Here is a 16,352-nt window from a genome sequence, read left to right as displayed (position 1 = left end):
CCCATGGACCTTGTCACCGTCCGGGTCGCTCACGGTTGCCGACAGCACCGGGCGCAGGCTGCTGATCCACGCCCGTCCGTGCCAGCCCCAGGCGAGGTCTTCAACGCCGTGGGAACGCTCGGGCGCGAGTTGTACGTCCCGATGACCGCCGGCACGTACGACCCGTAGTCGACCGAGTAGAACCTCTTCCACCCATACGAGTCAGACTCGTTCTGCGCCTTCAGGCCGAACGTGATGTTGGGATCACCGCGGTTGGCCGACCACTGGATCGCACCCGTCAGATCCGTGTACGTCCACGCCGGACCGCACGACGAGGAGTACCCAGCCGTCGCACTCGTGGTGATCTGGTGCGACACCCACCCCGGCTGCGACGTCCAACGCGTACCCGCACCTACCGCCCCCGTGTGCCAAACCTCCCAGTTCCGCGCCTGGCACGAGTACGAGTGGAAGTTGTACAGCGCGAGCTGTGCGTTGACGATCTGCTTGCCCGCCAACTGGTTCGTCGGAATCTGCACGAACGATCGCGCGACCGTCGCGCCACCGTCGAACGTGCCCAGACGGATCTCCCCGTCCCAGGACGTGTCCCGCGTCGTGCCCGACTGCACGTACAAGTCGACGTAGTCGCTCACCAAGTACATCGGCGGATCGATCACCAACGGGTACGTCGTCGAAGCATCCTGCACCAGCTCCTCGACCCCGGCCAGGGTCACCGACACCGTCGAGGCGTCCACCGCCTGGGCCTCCGGCGTGAGCTGGACCGCCTCGGCCAGCGGATCCGACACCACCGGCTCCGGCACTTGGGCGGGCGCCTCCGACGATGCCTTCGGCGCCGCGGCCTGCACCTCCCCCATCAGCTCGTCCACGGCCGGCAACGGAGCAAAGGTGCGAGCCGTGGTGTCCTCGACCAGCTCCTGCGTCACCGGAGCCACCCGCTCCACATCCGCCGCCGCGTCCCACGCCAACGGCTCCGACGTCCGCGCCACCACCGACCCGTCCTCGGCCACCACCTCCAACGAGCCACCATCCCCGGTCGGGGCCAGATGCGCCCCGTCCACCGAGTACGTCAACGGCACGTCCTGTGCCGCGACCGCCGCCTCCGCGTCCTCAACCACCAGGTAGTGCCGGAACCCCGACGTGCTCGCCTCCACCACCAGGTCCGTCCCCGCGGCCACGCCCTCGTAGACCGCACGCCGACCCTCCAACCGCGGCGCAGGCAACGCCCCCGACCACGACAGCGCCGACCGCGCCCCCGTCTCCGGGTCGGTCACCGCAGCGAGCTCGACCAGACCGTCCGCCCCCGGTGCACCCCCGCCGCTGACCTCCAGGCCGCCGAAGTGCGCCACCGGGCGCACCACCCCGTCCTCACCCTCCACCAGCGCGAGGTCGGTCTGCGCCCAGTCCTCCAGCGCCGTCCCATCCCCCTCACCCCGGGGAACCCACACCGGACCCGGCGCGCTCTGCAGCACCATCGCCCCCGTCGGCAACGCATACGACGACGACATCGGCGTCCGCTCGCCCACGACCTCGACCGGCTCGTCCTCCAACCGCGCGATCGCCTTCGCACTCACCGCGTCCGGCGCCCACAAGTAGCCACCATCGGTCCGCTCCGGCTCTGGCACCGTCACGGGAACGTCCGATGCCGGGGCCTCGACCGCCACGAGCGGCTGCGCGACCGCCGGAAGCCCGACCGACCCCACCGCGACAGCCGTCAGACCCGCGAGCGTCGCGACCGACGCACGCCACGCACCAGGAACACCAGAGAACGAAACCAGAAACGCCATGCGACATCCCGGGGCCAGGCCGCCCGCAGCGGTGCGGGCGGCGCATTCAGAACCTCACCCCCTGCGGGCAGGCCCCAGCGCGGCTCTCAGCAACCATCCAGCACGATCTGGTAGCGCAGAAGGTAGGCCACGAGCACCACCCCGACCAAACCCGCGGTGGGTGAATCTGCGGCGCCCGACGGGACCGTGTGACCGACCGACCGTGCCCCCTCCGGGGGCGTCCCGCCAGGTCAGCGCATCGAGCCAACTCTCGGACCTGACCCGCGGAAGGCGAACACGAGGACGCGCACGGCCAGGACGGTCCCCACGAACCCGAGCGCCGCACCGAGGACGGCGAAGAGGCGCAGGCCCTCGACGAGCTCGGGGCCGGAGTCCGCGGAGACCAGCACGACTGCCGCCACGACGGCCGCGGCGGCGATGACCGTGGACACGACCTGCTGCACGAGGCCGGTGACGAACGCGCGGTCGTCGGGGTGGGCGAAGGAGCGGACGTTGACGGTGAGCCGCCCGGCCTCGACGTCGCTCGTGATCTTGGCGAGGCGGCGCGGGAGCCGTTCGAGCTCGGGCGCGAGGCCGAGGAAGAGGCTCGTCGCGCGCTCGCGCAGGCCCTCCGGCGTGACGACGCGCCGCACGAGCGGCTGCGCGGTCGCGCGCGCCCCGGCGACGAGGTCGAACCCGGGGTCGATCAGGCGCAGCGTGCCCTCGAGCGACGTGAACGTGCGGAACGCGGCGGCGACCTGCGACGGGACGGCGAGCCCGGCGTCGGTGACGAGCCGGAACAGCGCGGTGAACATCGCGCCGCTCGCGCCGGCGCCGCGGAACCGCACGATCACCTGCCCGACGGCGCGCTCCAGGCGGCGCACGTCGAGGTCCGCCGGGGCGTCGAGCAGCTCGAGCAGCGCGTCGGTCGCGGCGACGGCGTCGTCGGCGTCGACCGCGAGCAGCACGGCCGCGAGCGCCAGGCGCTCGGGCTCGCCGAGGCGTCCGACGGAGCCCATGTCGAGGAGGCCGAGGCGGCCGTCGTCGGTGACGAGCACGTTGCCGGGGTGCAGGTCGGCGTGGAACGTGCCCGCGACGAGCACCTGCTCGAGCGTCGCGGTGAGGAGCCGGGACGCGAGGTCGGCGCGCACGGCGTCGTCCAGACCCGCGAGCACGTCCGCGGCGCGGCCGACGGGGACGCCGTCGAGCCGTTCCATGACGAGCAGCGTCGTCCCCGACAGCTCGGGGTAGACCTCCGGGACGCGGACGCGCGGACCCCCCGCCGCGTCGCCGCCGTCTCCGTCGCCGTCTGGACGTCGCTCCCCCACCGCACCCCGCGCGAGCGCCGCGCGCAGCGCGAGCGTGTTCTCCAGCTCGACCGTGTAGTCGAGCTCCTCGCGCAGCGACGCCGCGAACCCGTCGGCGAGGTCGACGACGCCGAGCGAGCGCCCCCACGCGGTGTCGCGCTCGATGCGGCGCGCGAGGCGGCCGAGGATCGCCAGGTCCGTCTCGACCTGCGCCCGTGCGCCGGGCCGCTGCACCTTGACCACGACCTCCCGCCCGTCGGGCAGCTGGGCCGCGTGCACCTGCCCGACCGAGGCCGACGCGAGCGGCTCGGGCGAGAACTCGGCGAACGCCTCGTCGATCGGGCACCCGAGCGCTCCCGTGACGGCCGCCTCGACCTGCGGCCACGGCGCGGGCGGGACCTCGCTCTGGAGGGTCGCGAGCGCGTCGGCGAACGTGGCGGGGAGCAGGTCGCGCCGCGTCGACAGGACCTGGCCGAACTTCACGAACGTCACGCCCGCGTCGCTCAGGGCGTCGCGGAGCGCGGCCGCCTGTCGACGCTGGTCGGTGCGCGAGAGCCGCGACCCGTCGGGCTGCCGCGCCCCGCGCGTGAGCGCTCCGCCGAGGCCGTGCCGGACGCCGATCGCGAGGATCTGCGCGTACCGCCGGGTCTCGCGACGCCCCTGGCGCAGCCCGCGCAGCGCGCGCCACGGCCCGGGCACCGACCCGGTCGGCACCAGCAGCTCGAGCACGAGCAGCACGCACAGCCCGAGCACGAACGCCCAGGCGAACGCGAGGACGATCGCCACGAGCGCGACGCCGGGCGCGACGGTGAGCGTCCCGTCCGGGCGCGACCAGCCGACGTCGAGCAGGCCGTTGGTGAGCACCCACGACGTGACGGTGAGCATCGCGAGCGCCACCACGGCGGAGCGGATCCAGCCGACCGCAGCGCCCATGACGCGCCGCGCCGTCGCCGCGAGGAGCACGAGCATGACCAGCGTGGAGACGACGCCGACGAGCCCGACGAAGAATCCGGAGACGACCTGCATGACCGTCACTCTTCCCGACGGCACCGCGGATCACCACCACACACCCCGGCGCGCCACCGGGACGGGCACCGCGTCGCCCGGCGCGGCATGATGGAGCTCCCCGACAGGTCGGAGCCCCGATGACGAACGTCGACCTTCTCACCGACGCCCACCTCACCCACGCCCGGACCGCCCCGAACGGGCGCAGCGCCGAGGTCGTGCTGCACGACGGCCCCCTGCGTCAGACGATCCTTGCGCTGCGCGCGGGCGTCGAGCTCGGCGAGCACAACTCGCCGCCCGCCGCGTCGATCCAGGTGCTGCGCGGGCGCGTCCGCGTCACCGCGCTCGGCGAGGGCGACGTCGAGCTGGGCGCCGGCGAGCTGCGCGTCCTCACGCACGAGCGGCACGCCGTGGGCGCTGTCGAGGACTCCGCGTTCCTGCTCACGACGGTGACGAGCATCCCGGACGCCTGAGCGACGGCGCACGGTCGTGGTCGCGCCGATCCCGGGTTCTCGGGTCACCGGTGCTCGGTCGTGCCCGGCGACCCCGGGTTCGGCGGGTCGTCAGCGCCGCACGGCCCACGCCGCGAGGGTGAGCGCGACGGCGTCCTCTGCGACGGCGCCCGGCCAGTCAGGGCGCGAACCGACGGCGAGGCGTCGCCACGCCGCACCGCCCCACGTCCCGACGGCGGCCCCCGCCGCGCCCGCGACCGCGGCGGCGACGACGCCCGCGGCTCCGGTGCGGCGTCGGGCCAGGAGGACGCCACCCGCCGCCCCGCTCGCGAGGCGGAACACCGGCCCGGGCGGGTCGAGGCGGCTCGGCGTCTGCGGAAGCTTGTCGCCGACCAGCTCGCCCGCGACCCCGGCAGCGGCCGCACCGCGCACGAGCACGCCGAGAGCACCTGGGCCGTCGCCCGACCCGCGAACCCGACCCCCGACCCAGCCGCCGAGCACCGGCGCCGCGACGCCGAGGCTGCTGCGCGACCCCGCGGCGACGCCGAGCGCGAGCGCCCGGGCGAGGAGCGTCGTCGTGCCGGGTGCGGGTGCTGCGTCGTCAGACGTCATGGGGTCCTCCTGCGGCTCGTCGGCCGTGCTCGGTGGGCGGTCCTCACGAACGTAGCCGCTCCGGGCGCGGCCCACCCGGGCTGCGGGAGCGGTCCCGCTAGCCTGGGTCCGTGCCCGGACCCACTCTGAGCGAGGTCGCGCGCGACGCCGGCGTCTCCCTCGCGACCGCCTCCCGCGCGATCAACGGGAGCGCGAACCGCACGGTGCGCCCCGACCTCCGGGAGCGGGTGCTCGCGTCGGCCCGTCGGCTGGGCTACTCACCGGACCCGAGCGCGCAGGCCATGGCGCGCGGTCGCACGACGAGCGTGGGCCTCGTGGTGCACGACATCGCGGACCCGTACTTCTCGTCCCTCGCGGCGGGGGTCGCCGACGCGGCCGACCGCGACGGGCTCATCGTCACCCTGACGAGCACACGCCACTCGCCGGAGCGCGAGCGCGCGTTCGTCGAGCTCATGGACCGGCAGCGGGCGCGGGCGGTCGTGCTGGGCGGCGGGCGGCTGGCGGAGGACGCCGACGGCGCGCTGCGGGGCGCGCTCGAGCGCTACCGCGCGTCGGGGGGCGGGGTCTCGCTCGTGGGGCAGCCGCTCGGCGACCTGCCCGCGGTGGAGATCGCCAACGCCGACGGCGCTGCTGACCTCGCGCGCGCCCTGCATAGCCTGGGCTACCGCGCGTTCGGCGTGCTCGCGGGTCCGGGGGGCCACCGCACCGCGCTCGACCGGGCGCGCGGCTTCACCGAGGCGCTGGCCGGGCTGGGCTCGCCCGTCGCCGCGGACGCTGTCGTCGAGTGCGCGTTCACGCGAGACGGCGGCCACGGCGGGATGCGGGCGCTGCTCGACCACCTGGGGCACGGCCTGCGCGGCACAGGAACACCCGTCGCCGTCTTCGCGGTGAACGACGTCATGGCCGTCGGGGCGATGGCCGCGGTGCGCGAGGCGGGTCTGCGCGTCCCCGAGGACGTCGCCGTGGCGGGGTTTGACGACATCGTGACCTTGCGAGACGTCACGCCGGGACTGACGACGGTCCGCATCCCGCTCGCCGAGGTCGGGGAGCAGGCGCTCGCGCTCGCACTCGCGGCGCCTGACGACGACGCCGCGCCGCAGCGGGTCGTGGTCCGGGGAGAGGTCGTGCTCCGAGAGTCCACGCCGCCGCTCTGACGCCTCCCTGTTGACGCGGGAAAACGGTTACCCTACGCTCGCGGAAAGCGCATTCCGCGCTCGGCGGCCCGCCGGGCGCCCGACCGACGACGGAGTCCTCGATGACCACCACCCGAACCCTGCGGATCGCGATGAACGGCGTGACCGGCCGCATGGGGTACCGCCAGCACCTCGTCCGCTCGATCCTGCCGATCCGCGAGCAGGGCGGCATCGAGCTCCCTGACGGCACGCGGCTCCAGGTCGAGCCGGTTCTCGTCGGGCGCAACGAGACCAGGCTCCGGGAGCTCGCCGCGCAGCACGACGTCGAGCACTGGACCACCGACCTCGACGCCGCGATCGTCGACCCGGCGACGGACGTCGTCTTCGACGCCTCGATGACGGCGCTGCGCGCCAAGACGCTGACGAAGGCGATGCAGGCCGGCAAGCACGTCTACACCGAGAAGCCGACGGCCGAGACGCTCGCCGAGGCGATCGACCTCGCCCGGCTGCGCGAGGAGACCGGGCTGACCGCCGGCGTCGTGCACGACAAGCTCTACCTGCCGGGCCTCGTCAAGCTTCGCCGGCTCGTCGACGAGGGCTTCTTCGGCCGCATCCTGTCCCTGCGCGGCGAGTTCGGCTACTGGGTGTTCGAGGGCGACCACCAGGCCGCGCAGCGCCCGTCGTGGAACTACCGCGCCGAGGACGGCGGCGGCATGACGACGGACATGTTCTGCCACTGGAACTACGTGCTCGAGGGCATCCTCGGGTCGGTGCGGACCGTCACGGCGCAGACCACGACCCACATCCCCACGCGCTGGGACGAGCAGGGCACGGAGTACGACGCGACCGCCGACGACGCCGCGTACGGGATCTTCGAGGTCGAGACCCCGGGTGGTGACCCGGTCGTCGCGCAGATCAACTCGTCCTGGGCCGTGCGCGTCTACCGCGACGAGCTCGTCGAGTTCCAGGTCGACGGCACGCACGGCTCCGCCGTCGCCGGGCTGCGCCGGTGCGTCGCGCAGCAGCGCGCCCACACGCCCAAGCCCGTCTGGAACCCGGACCTCCCCGTCACCGAGCCGTTCCGCGACCAGTGGCTCGACGTCCCCGCGAACGCCGACCTCGACAACGGCTTCAAGGCCCAGTGGGAGGAGTTCCTGCGCGACGTCGCCGCCGGCCGCCCGCACCGGTACGACCTCCTCTCCGCCGCGCGCGGCGTCCAGCTCGCCGAGCTCGGCCTGCGCTCGTCGGCCGAGGGTCGCCGCCTCGACGTGCCGGAGATCGCACTGTGAACGCGGTACCGGTCACCGCCGCGCCAGCGCCCGCGCCTGCTCCCGCGCACCCCGCCCCTCCGCTCCCCGGCGCGCGCGAGCTGCGCGAACGGGACGGCAGCGGCGCCGTCGTGCGCCTGCCCCGCTTCTCCGACGACGGCCGCGTCGCCGGGACCGAGGTGCGCGAGCTGCTCGTCCCCGGCCCGTGGACGACGCCGTCCGCGCCCTTCACGTCGCGCGTCGCCTTCGCGGCCGCGCACGTCGTGCCGCAGGTGGGCGCGGAGAACGTGCCCGGCGCGCCCGCCGTCGTCGACTGGGACACGACGCTCGCCTACCGGCACCGGCTCTGGGAGCACGGGCTGGGCGTCGCCGACGCGATGGACACCGCGCAGCGCGGCATGGGCCTCGACTGGGCCGCGACCCAGGAGCTCGTCCGGCGCTCGGCGGCCGAGGCGCGGACCGTCGGCGGCCGCGTCGCGTGCGGCGCGGGCACGGACCAGCTCGACCCCGGCGTCGTCGCGGGCTGGGAGCCCGGCGACCCCGCCGCGCTCGCCGCCGTCACCGACGCCTACCGCGAGCAGGTGCGCGTGGTCCAGGACGCCGGCGCCCAGGTGATCGTCATGGCGTCGCGCGCGCTCGCCCGCGTCGCCCGTTCCCCCGAGGAGTACGCGCACGTCTACGACGCCGTGCTCGCCGAGGCCGAGGCGCCCGTGATCCTGCACTGGCTCGGCACGATGTTCGACCCCGCGCTCGCCGGGTACTGGGGCACGGGCGACGACGTCGCCGCGGCCACCGACGTGTTCGTCGACCTGGTCCGCGCCCACCAGGGCCGCGTCGACGGCGTGAAGGTGTCGCTGCTCGACGCCGCGCACGAGAAGGACCTGCGAGCCCGCCTCGCCGCGCTCGACCCGGGCGCCGGCGCCGCCGCGCCAGGTCCCGTCCGTCTCTACACGGGCGACGACTTCAACTACCCGGAGCTCGTGGTCGGCGACGGCCGGGCGCACTCGGACGCGCTGCTCGGCATCTTCGCGGCGATCTACCCCGCGGCGTCGACGGCGCTCGGCGCGCTCGACGCCGGGCACCCCGACCGCGCGCACGCGATCCTCGCGTCGACCGAGGCGCTGGGGCGCCACGTGTTCGCCGCGCCGACGTACTACTACAAGACGGGGATCGCGTTCCTGTCCTGGCTCAACGGCACGCAGCCCGCGTTCCAGATGGTCGGCGGCCTGCAGTCCGGGCGCTCGGTCGCGCACCTCGTCGCCCTCGTCCGGCTCGCCGACCGCGCCGGGCTCCTGCTCGACCCGGACCTCGCCGCGCGTCGCACGCGCGCGTTCCTCGAGGCGAACGGGGCGGCGTCGTGACCAGCGCGTCGTCCGGGGCCCGGAACGGGCCCGACCTCTCGCGCTGCTCGCTCAACACCGCGACGGTCAAGCGCGCGACGCTCGAGGAGGCGGTCGGCCTCGCCGCCGAGGCGGGCTACGGCGCGGTCGGGCTGTGGCGCGACCGCGTCCAGGAGACCGGCGCCGAGCGGGCCGCGCAGGTCGTCGCCGAGGCCGGTCTGCGCGTCTCGTCGCTGTGCCGGGGCGGGTTCCTCACGGCGACCGGCACGGACGACGTCGCCGCGGCGCTCGACGACAACCGGCGCGCGATCGAGGAGGCGGCCACGGTCGGGACGCGCGAGCTCGTGCTCGTCGTCGGCGGTCTCCCTGCGAACGGCACGCCCGGGCAGGGGCCGCGGCCCGACGCCGGCCCGGCCGACCGCGACGTCGTCGCCGCGCGCGGGCGCGTGGCCGACCGGCTCGCCGACCTCGCCCCGTTCGCCGCGGACCACGGCGTGCGGCTCGTGCTCGAGGCGCTGCACCCGATCTTCGCGGCGGACCGCGCCGTGCTCTCGACGCTCGGCCAGGCCCTCGACCTCGCCGCGCCGTTCGACGCGGCGGTGGTCGGCGTCGTCGTGGACACGTACCACGTGTGGTGGGACCCGGACCTGCGGTCGAGCGTCGCGCGCGCCGGTGCCGAGGGGCGCATCGCGGGCTACCAGGTGTGCGACTGGGTCCTGCCGCTCGCGGCCGACCCGCTGCTCTCGCGCGGCCACGTGGGCGACGGGTACGTCGACTTCGCGACGATCACCCGGTGGGTCGCCGAGACCGGGTACGCGGGCGACGTCGAGACCGAGATCTTCCGGCAGGAGATCTGGGACGACGACCCGCGCCGCGTCGTCGCGACCGTGGCCGACCGCTACGCCCGCCACGTCCTGCCGCACCTCACCGGCTCCTGACCGGCACGCGACCCGACCGGGCCCGCTCAGTTCCACCACCCGCAGCCCGTGCGCTGCTCGGCCCTCCCGCCGAGCGACGCACGGGCTGTGCTGCGTCGGCCCACGACACCGCCGAGGGGTTGACGAATCGGACATGGCGGTGCATGATCGTGAGCAGAGCATACCCCCTAGGGGTATCTGGGAGGAGGAACGGTGGACCACCGTACGGAGCATGACCACGGGCACGGGCCCGGTCCGGGCACCGACGCCGCGCACCAGGGGTCGCACGCCCACCACGACGGGCACGCGCCCGCCGCGCACGCGCCGGCCGACGCGCACGCGGAGCACGACCACGCGGGCCACGCCGGGCACGACGCGCACGCCGGGCACGACATGTCCGGCCACGGCGACCACGCCGGGCACGACATGTCCGGCCACGGCGACCACGTCGGGCACGACATGTCCGGTCACGGGGGCCACGGCGACCACGTCGGGCAGTTCCGCCGCCTGTTCTGGGTCATGCTCGTCCTCGCGGTGCCCACCGTCGCGCTGAGCCCGATGTTCGCGATGCTCCTCGGCTACGACCTGCCCGACGCGGCGTGGCTCCCCTGGGTCTCGCCCGTGCTCGGCACGGTCATCTTCTTCTGGGGCGGACGCCCGTTCCTCACGGGTGCGGTGAGCGAGCTCCGCGGCCGCAAGCCGGGGATGATGACGCTCATCTCGCTCGCGATCACGGTCGCGTTCGTGTCGTCGCTCGGGTCGAGCCTCGGGCTTCTCGCGCACGAGCTGGACGTGTGGTGGGAGCTCGCGCTCCTCGTCGTCATCATGCTGCTCGGCCACTGGCTCGAGATGCGCTCGCTCGCCCAGACGGCGTCGGCGCTCGACTCGCTCGCCGCGCTCCTGCCGGACGAGGCCGAGCGCGTCGCGGAGGACGGGTCTGTCACGACGGTCCCGCCGACCGACCTGCGCGTGGGCGACCTCGTCGTCGTCCGCCCGGGCGGGCGTGTCCCCGCGGACGGCGAGGTCGCGGCCGGGTCCGCGGACGTCGACGAGTCGATGATCACCGGGGAGTCGCGGCCCGTGCGCCGCACCGTCGGGGACGCCGTCGTCGCCGGGACCGTCGCGACGGACGACGCGCTGCGCGTACGGATCACGGCCGTGGGCGAGGACACGGCGCTCGCGGGCATCCAGCGGCTCGTCGCCGACGCCCAGGCGTCCTCGACCAAGACGCAGCGCCTCGCCGACCGCGCCGCCGGCTGGCTGTTCTGGTACGCGCTCGGCGCGGCCGCGCTGACGATCGGACTGTGGCTCGTCTTCGGCACGCCCGAGCAGGCACTGATCCGCGCGATCACCGTGCTCGTCATCGCGTGCCCCCACGCCCTGGGCCTCGCGATCCCGCTCGTCGTGTCGCTCTCGACCGAGCGCGCCGCGAAGGCCGGCGTCCTGGTGAAGGACCGCCTCGCGCTGGAGCGCATGCGCACGGTGGACACCGTCCTGTTCGACAAGACGGGGACGCTCACCGCGGGCGAGCCGGTCGTCGCGCACCTCGCCACCGCGGGCGGCACGAGCGAGGACGAGCTCCTCGCGCTCGCCGCCGCGGCCGAGGCCGACAGCCAGCACCCGCTCGCGCGGGCGATCGTGCGCGCGGCGGAGGAACGCAGCGGACGCGGCCTCGTCGTCCCGCAGGCGACCGACTTCCGGTCGCTCACCGCGGTCGGCGTCGAGGCGACGGTCCCCACGCCGGACGGCGCCCGGCGCGTGGCGGTCGGCGGTCCCGCGCTCCTGCGCGAACGCGGCCTCGACCCGCTCCCCGACGTCGAGGCGTGGGCGCACGACGGCGCGACCGTCCTGCACGTGGTGGTCTCTCCCGACGTCGCGGGTGCGGACGCGGACGCCCGCGCCCACCACGAGCACGGTCACGGGCACGCGACGGGCGAGGTCGTGGGGGCGTTCGCGCTCGCCGACGCGATCCGCCCCGAGTCGCGCGAGGCGGTCGACGCCCTGCACCGGCGCGGCATCAAGGTCGTCATGATCACGGGCGACGCCGAGCCGGTGGCCCGGGCGGTCGGGCGCGAGCTCGGCATCGACCAGGTGTTCGCGGGCGTGCGCCCCGAGGACAAGGACGCGAAGGTCGCGGAGCTCCAGCACGACGGCCGCGTCGTCGCGATGGTCGGCGACGGCGTCAACGACGCCCCGGCGCTCGCGCAGGCGGACGTCGGCATCGCGATCGGCGCCGGGACGGACGTCGCGATCGCGTCGGCCGGGGTCATCCTCGCGAGCTCCGACCCGCGCGCGGTCCTGTCGATCATCGAGCTGTCGCACGCCTCGTACCGCAAGATGCAGCAGAACCTGTGGTGGGCCGCGGGCTACAACATCGCGGCCGTGCCGCTCGCGGCGGGCGTGCTCGCCCCGGTCGGGTTCGTCATGCCGATGGCGGTGGGCGCGATCCTCATGTCCGCGTCGACGGTCATCGTGGCGCTCAACGCGCAGCTCCTGCGCCGCATCGACCTCGACCCGGCGCGGCTCGCGTCCCGGTGATCCCCACGCCGACCACGAGGTTGCTGTCGTTCTCCGCACGAGAACGACAGCAACCCCGTGCTCGCGGGCGAGCAAGGTCGTGGTCGGCGGTCGCGCTCGTGGGCCTGCTGGCGGCCGCCGTGCTGTGGATGCACGTCCTGGCGGGCAGCAGCACGCACCACGGCGTCGTGCTGCCCGACGTCGGTTCCGGGCACAGCGGTCCGGTCACCGTCCTGGAGGGTCGGCCGGCGTCCGCGGGCGACGCCCTCTCCGGGCACAGCGAGCCCTCGTACGCCGCGACCGGGCTCGGCCGGGACGACGCCACGGCCGCCTCCGGGCTCGGCCAGGACGACGGCACGGCCGCCTCCGGGCTCGGCCAGGACGACGCCACGCCAGCCTCCGGGCCTGGTCCGGTCCTCTCGGCCGGCGCGGACGCGCACGGCGGCGCGGGGCCGTTGTGCCTCATGGTGCTCGTCGCGCTGGTGACGATCGCCGCACGGCTCGCGCTGCGCCGTCGGGCACCGTGGGCACCGACGCACGGCGACGTGCCCCTCCGCCAGCCGCGGGCCGCGCACCCGGACCGCCCGCCCGACCTCCACGCGCTGGGGATCAGCAGGACGTAGGCCGACATCGGCCCCGTCCTGGGCGCCGTCGTGCGCCCGCTGCACCCCACGAACGGAGATCGACCATGACACGCACCGTCCGCACGACCCTCGCCGCGCTCGCGCTCGGCACCACGCTCGCCCTGGCGGGCTGCTCCGACGCCGGCACCGGAGATGCCGGCGAGCAGCCCGCGGGCACGCCCACGAGCACCGCGCCCGCGAGCGCCGCGACGGCGTCCGACGCCGACGTGATGTTCGCGCAGATGATGATCCCGCACCACGAGCAGGCCGTGGAGATGTCCGCGATCGTGCTCGCGAAGGACGGTGTCGACGAGCGCGTCGTCGCCCTCGCCGAGCAGATCGAGGCCGCGCAGGCCCCGGAGGTCGAGCAGATGACCGCGATGCTCGACCGCTGGGGCGCCGACCCGTCCGGCGGCGACCACGCCGGGCACACGGGCGGCATGCTCGACGACGACGCGCTCGCCGCGCTCAGGGCCGCGCCCGCCGAGGAGGCCCAGCGGCTCTTCCTGGAGGGCATGGTCGAGCACCACGAGGGCGCCGTCGCCATGGCGCAGGACGTCCTCGCCGACGGCGAGGACCCCGAGGTGCTGGCGCTCGCGGAGGAGATCGTCGCGACGCAGCAGGAAGAGATCGACGCGATGCGCTCGCTGCTGACGGACCTCTGACCTGCCGAGCACGACGTAGGTGTCGTTCTGAACGCCTTCGCGACACCTACGTCGTGCTCGACCGCGAGGAACGTCGTGCTCGCTGCGAGACTGGGCGGGTGACCACGACGCACCCCGCCGACCGGCCCGTCGCCGGCGTCCTGCTCACGCCGGGCGCCGGCGCGAGCCGCGACCACCGCGCGCTCGTCGCGATCGACGACGCCCTCGCCGCGCTCGACCCGCCCGTGCCGGTGCGACGCGTGGACTTCCCGTACCGGACCGCGGGCAGGCGGATGCCCGACCGCCCGCCCGTCGCGATCGCTCACGTGCGCGCCGAGGCGGAGGCGTTCGCCGCCGAGCTCGGCACGACGACGGACCGCCTCGTGCTCGGCGGCCGATCGTACGGCGGACGCATGTGCTCGATGGCCGTCGCCGAGGGCCTGCCCGCGGCCGGGCTCGCGCTCGTCAGCTACCCCCTGCACCCGCCGGGCAAGCCCGAGCGCCTGCGCACCGAGCACTTCCCCGACCTGCGCGTGCCCGTGCTGCTCGTGTCGGGGCGCACGGACCCGTTCGCGACCCCCGACGAGCTCACCGAGCACGCCGCCGCGATCCCCGGCCCGGTCACCCGCGTCGAGCTGCCGGGCGCGCACGACCTCAAGGGACAGGACGCCGCGGTGTGCGACGCGCTCGTCGCGTGGCTCGCGACGCTCGGCTCCTGACCGCGCCCGCAGGGGGCCCTCAGCGTCGCCCGCGCCGGACGCGGAGCACGGCCGCGTCGACGCGCGGCGGCGGTCGGAACGCCGAGCGCGGCACCGCCCGCCCGACCTCGACGGCCCAGCCTCGCGCGGCGCGCCCCGCCGTGCCCTCGCCCGCGGCGATGCGTCGAGCGGCCTGCCGCTGCACGACGACGTCCGCCGCCACGAGCGCCGAGCCGCGCGCGAGCACGCGGGCGAGCAGGGGCGACGTCAGTCCGAACGGCGGGTTCGCGACGACGCGGAACGGGCGGTGCGGCAGGCGCAGGTCGGCGAGGTCGACCTCGAGGACCGTCACGTCCGCACCGGCGAACCGCTCGCGCAGGGCGCGGGCGCGGCGCGGGTGCAGCTCGACGGCGAGGACGCGCGCGCCCGCGGCCACGAGGTGGCGCGTGAGCGCCCCGTCCCCCGCCCCGAGATCGAGGACGAGCTGACCGGGACGCACCCCGGCGTCGTCGACCACGCGCGCGGCGTGCTCAGCGGTGAGCGGGTGCCATCCCCACTCGCGTCGCGAGGCCGGCCCGGCCACGACGCACCATCGTCATGAAGAACATGGCGGCCACGCTAGGACGGCGCGAGCGTCGTCGTCGAACGATTTGTCCGGGCTCGTGACAGGGCTTTCCAACGGCGAGCCAGGACTGCGTACGATGTGCCGCGGACCACGCCCGAGCCGACCCGGAGGTGATGATGCGCGCCGCTGGCCGACTGCTCGCGCTCGCGACCCTGGGGGTCGTCACGACGGCGCTCGCCGCGTCCCCGGCGGTGGCCGCCGACCGCGACGGCGGCGGCGGGCTCACCGTCACCGTCGACACCGTGTCCTTCGACGCGAGCCGCCTGCACGAGGGACCGGGGTGGCTCGGGTACGTCGTCACCAAGCCCGACGGGTCGCACGCACGCAACCTCGGCGACAGCTACTCGAGCGAGGACGCCGCGGACGGCGTGCTGGAGCTCGACGTCCCGCGGCGCGGGCAGTACAGCGACGGGTACTGCATCAGCTGGGTCCTGGTGACGGGCATCGACCGGCAGTACGCGGGGTGGAACGGCGACGCCGCCGTCTGCACGACCGCCGCCACGCCCCCACCGACGACGCCGCCGCCCGCGCCCGCGACGGAGGCGCCCGTCGAGGCACCGCCGGTCGAGGCGCCGGCGCCGGTCGTCGAGGCGCCCGTCGAGACCGTGGAGGCGCCCGCGCCGGAGGTCACCGAGGAGCCGACGCAGGAGCCGACGACCGAGGCCCCCGTCGATCCCTCGCCCGAGCCCACGACGCCGAGGCCCGAGCCCTCTCGGACGCCCCTGACGTCCGCGGCAGAACGCATGGCCCCTCCGCAGCCCGCGGAGGAGACGTTCCCGACGCTCGCCGTCGTCGGCGTCGGCGGGCTCGTCGCCGCGGCGGCGGGTGGCGCGATCCTGCTCCTGCGCCGCGTCGGCTGAGCCGCCGCGCTCAGCGCGTGCGCGACGCGACGGTCCTGGCCGCGCGGACCTGCCACCGCACCAGCTCGTCGAGGTCCCCCGCCGTGTAGTCGGGGTCCGACGGATCGTGCGCGGCGACCACGGGGCGCGGGAACCGTGCGGTGCGCGCCGTCGGGTTCCCGGCAGCGCGAGGGGTCGGTGGATCGGTCTCGCGGAGAGTCGTCGGGCTCTCGACCATCGTGGGCCTCGTCTCGTCGGACAGCATCGGCACGAGCCAAGACCGGAAAGACGACCAGCCGGTGACGACAGACCGTCCGACAGGCGAACAGTCGGCGGAGGCCCGGCGGCACCTGGGCGTGGCACGCGACGTGGCAGGCAGGTGCGCGACGTCGTCGGTGCGCGCACGGCCGAGGCCGCCGCGTCACGAGCCCCCGCGAGTCTTCAGCGGTCAACACGCTGCTCGTCGCCTCGGGCGCCCTGGCCCGGACATGACTGACGCCCGGAATCGTCGAGATCTCGCGCCTAGTCGGAGCCGCCTAGGTGTGATGTCCAGGGAGGTTGGTCAGCCGGCTGACCGGCGGCTGGTTGCCGATCGCGCTGTGGAGCCTGTGG

The 16,352-nt window shown here is 75.3% G+C and carries 15 protein-coding genes; 10 read left to right on the top strand and 5 right to left on the bottom strand.

Annotated elements, in window-relative coordinates:
• Nucleotides 1-29 precede the first annotated feature (29 nt).
• Together NF338_RS12135 and NF338_RS12130 are read right to left on the bottom strand one after the other, a co-directional pair.
• Nucleotides 30-1,781, bottom strand: coding sequence for a DNRLRE domain-containing protein (locus NF338_RS12135; RefSeq protein WP_264031019.1), 1,752 nt, complete (start codon nucleotides 1,779-1,781; stop codon nucleotides 30-32).
• A 230-nt stretch (nucleotides 1,782-2,011) separates the two neighbouring features.
• Nucleotides 2,012-4,093 (bottom strand): ABC1 kinase family protein, encoded by a 2,082-nt coding sequence (locus NF338_RS12130; protein ID WP_264031017.1) that lies wholly within the window; start codon nucleotides 4,091-4,093, stop codon nucleotides 2,012-2,014.
• A 119-nt stretch (nucleotides 4,094-4,212) separates the two neighbouring features.
• On the opposite strand from NF338_RS12130, the gene NF338_RS12125 reads away from it, so the two are divergent.
• Complete coding sequence (locus NF338_RS12125; RefSeq protein WP_237841717.1) at nucleotides 4,213-4,545, top strand: cupin; 333 nt, start codon at nucleotides 4,213-4,215, stop codon at nucleotides 4,543-4,545.
• 90 nt (nucleotides 4,546-4,635) lie between these two features.
• On the opposite strand, the gene NF338_RS12120 is transcribed toward NF338_RS12125, so the two are convergent.
• Nucleotides 4,636-5,136: a hypothetical protein gene (locus NF338_RS12120; RefSeq protein ID WP_264031016.1), complete on the bottom strand. Its 501-nt coding sequence runs from the start codon at nucleotides 5,134-5,136 to the stop codon at nucleotides 4,636-4,638.
• 110 nt (nucleotides 5,137-5,246) lie between these two features.
• Here NF338_RS12120 and NF338_RS12115 point away from each other — a divergent pair, with 110 nt between their 5' ends.
• From NF338_RS12115 to NF338_RS12080, 8 genes are all read left to right on the top strand, one after another.
• Nucleotides 5,247-6,290, top strand: coding sequence for a LacI family DNA-binding transcriptional regulator (locus tag NF338_RS12115; RefSeq protein ID WP_264031015.1), 1,044 nt, complete (start codon nucleotides 5,247-5,249; stop codon nucleotides 6,288-6,290).
• A 101-nt stretch (nucleotides 6,291-6,391) separates the two neighbouring features.
• The gene (locus tag NF338_RS12110) at nucleotides 6,392-7,558 is read left to right on the top strand and encodes a Gfo/Idh/MocA family protein (protein ID WP_264031014.1); all 1,167 of its coding nucleotides are present in this window, start codon (nucleotides 6,392-6,394) and stop codon (nucleotides 7,556-7,558) included.
• Nucleotides 7,559-7,674: 116 nt separating this feature from the next.
• Nucleotides 7,675-8,898, top strand: coding sequence for a dihydrodipicolinate synthase family protein (locus NF338_RS12105; protein WP_264031178.1), 1,224 nt, complete (start codon nucleotides 7,675-7,677; stop codon nucleotides 8,896-8,898).
• Nucleotides 8,895-9,815 (top strand): sugar phosphate isomerase/epimerase family protein, encoded by a 921-nt coding sequence (locus tag NF338_RS12100; protein ID WP_264031013.1) that lies wholly within the window; start codon nucleotides 8,895-8,897, stop codon nucleotides 9,813-9,815. Before NF338_RS12105 ends, NF338_RS12100 begins: the two co-directional genes overlap by 4 nt.
• 192 nt (nucleotides 9,816-10,007) lie before the next feature.
• Nucleotides 10,008-12,332, top strand: a complete 2,325-nt coding sequence (locus tag NF338_RS12095) for a heavy metal translocating P-type ATPase (RefSeq protein ID WP_412846710.1) — start codon at nucleotides 10,008-10,010, stop codon at nucleotides 12,330-12,332.
• Between the two features lie 98 nt (nucleotides 12,333-12,430).
• Nucleotides 12,431-12,934: a hypothetical protein gene (locus NF338_RS12090; RefSeq protein ID WP_264031012.1), complete on the top strand. Its 504-nt coding sequence runs from the start codon at nucleotides 12,431-12,433 to the stop codon at nucleotides 12,932-12,934.
• A 65-nt stretch (nucleotides 12,935-12,999) separates the two neighbouring features.
• Nucleotides 13,000-13,599 (top strand): DUF305 domain-containing protein, encoded by a 600-nt coding sequence (locus NF338_RS12085; protein WP_264031011.1) that lies wholly within the window; start codon nucleotides 13,000-13,002, stop codon nucleotides 13,597-13,599.
• Between the two features lie 98 nt (nucleotides 13,600-13,697).
• Nucleotides 13,698-14,297, top strand: coding sequence for an alpha/beta family hydrolase (locus NF338_RS12080; protein WP_264031010.1), 600 nt, complete (start codon nucleotides 13,698-13,700; stop codon nucleotides 14,295-14,297).
• A gap of 19 nt (nucleotides 14,298-14,316) precedes the next feature.
• Here the strand turns inward: NF338_RS12080 and NF338_RS12075 are convergent, their stop codons facing one another.
• Nucleotides 14,317-14,859: an rRNA adenine N(6)-methyltransferase family protein gene (locus NF338_RS12075; protein ID WP_264031009.1), complete on the bottom strand. Its 543-nt coding sequence runs from the start codon at nucleotides 14,857-14,859 to the stop codon at nucleotides 14,317-14,319.
• Nucleotides 14,860-15,014: 155 nt separating this feature from the next.
• Here NF338_RS12075 and NF338_RS12070 point away from each other — a divergent pair, with 155 nt between their 5' ends.
• Nucleotides 15,015-15,761 (top strand): hypothetical protein, encoded by a 747-nt coding sequence (locus NF338_RS12070; RefSeq protein ID WP_264031008.1) that lies wholly within the window; start codon nucleotides 15,015-15,017, stop codon nucleotides 15,759-15,761.
• 10 nt (nucleotides 15,762-15,771) lie between these two features.
• Here the strand turns inward: NF338_RS12070 and NF338_RS12065 are convergent, their stop codons facing one another.
• Entirely contained in the window at nucleotides 15,772-15,978 is a 207-nt protein-coding gene (locus NF338_RS12065; RefSeq protein ID WP_264031007.1) for a hypothetical protein, read from the bottom strand.
• Nucleotides 15,979-16,352 lie beyond the last annotated feature (374 nt).

Source organism: Cellulosimicrobium sp. SH8 (genome assembly GCF_025818875.1).
GTDB classification, from domain to species: domain Bacteria; phylum Actinomycetota; class Actinomycetes; order Actinomycetales; family Cellulomonadaceae; genus Cellulosimicrobium; species Cellulosimicrobium cellulans_D.
The sequence above is the reverse complement of the archived record's forward strand: the minus strand, read 5'-3'. Positions and strand labels throughout refer to the sequence as shown.

Coding starts and splice junctions, on each gene's coding strand:
- NF338_RS12135 (WP_264031019.1), bottom strand. CDS start 1,781: ATGGCGTTTCTGGTTTCGTTCTCTGGTGTTCCTGGTGCGTGGCGTGCG.
- NF338_RS12130 (WP_264031017.1), bottom strand. CDS start 4,093: ATGCAGGTCGTCTCCGGATTCTTCGTCGGGCTCGTCGGCGTCGTCTCC.
- NF338_RS12125 (WP_237841717.1), top strand. CDS start 4,213: ATGACGAACGTCGACCTTCTCACCGACGCCCACCTCACCCACGCCCGG.
- NF338_RS12120 (WP_264031016.1), bottom strand. CDS start 5,136: ATGACGTCTGACGACGCAGCACCCGCACCCGGCACGACGACGCTCCTC.
- NF338_RS12110 (WP_264031014.1), top strand. CDS start 6,392: ATGACCACCACCCGAACCCTGCGGATCGCGATGAACGGCGTGACCGGC.
- NF338_RS12085 (WP_264031011.1), top strand. CDS start 13,000: ATGACACGCACCGTCCGCACGACCCTCGCCGCGCTCGCGCTCGGCACC.
- NF338_RS12070 (WP_264031008.1), top strand. CDS start 15,015: ATGATGCGCGCCGCTGGCCGACTGCTCGCGCTCGCGACCCTGGGGGTC.
- NF338_RS12065 (WP_264031007.1), bottom strand. CDS start 15,978: ATGGTCGAGAGCCCGACGACTCTCCGCGAGACCGATCCACCGACCCCT.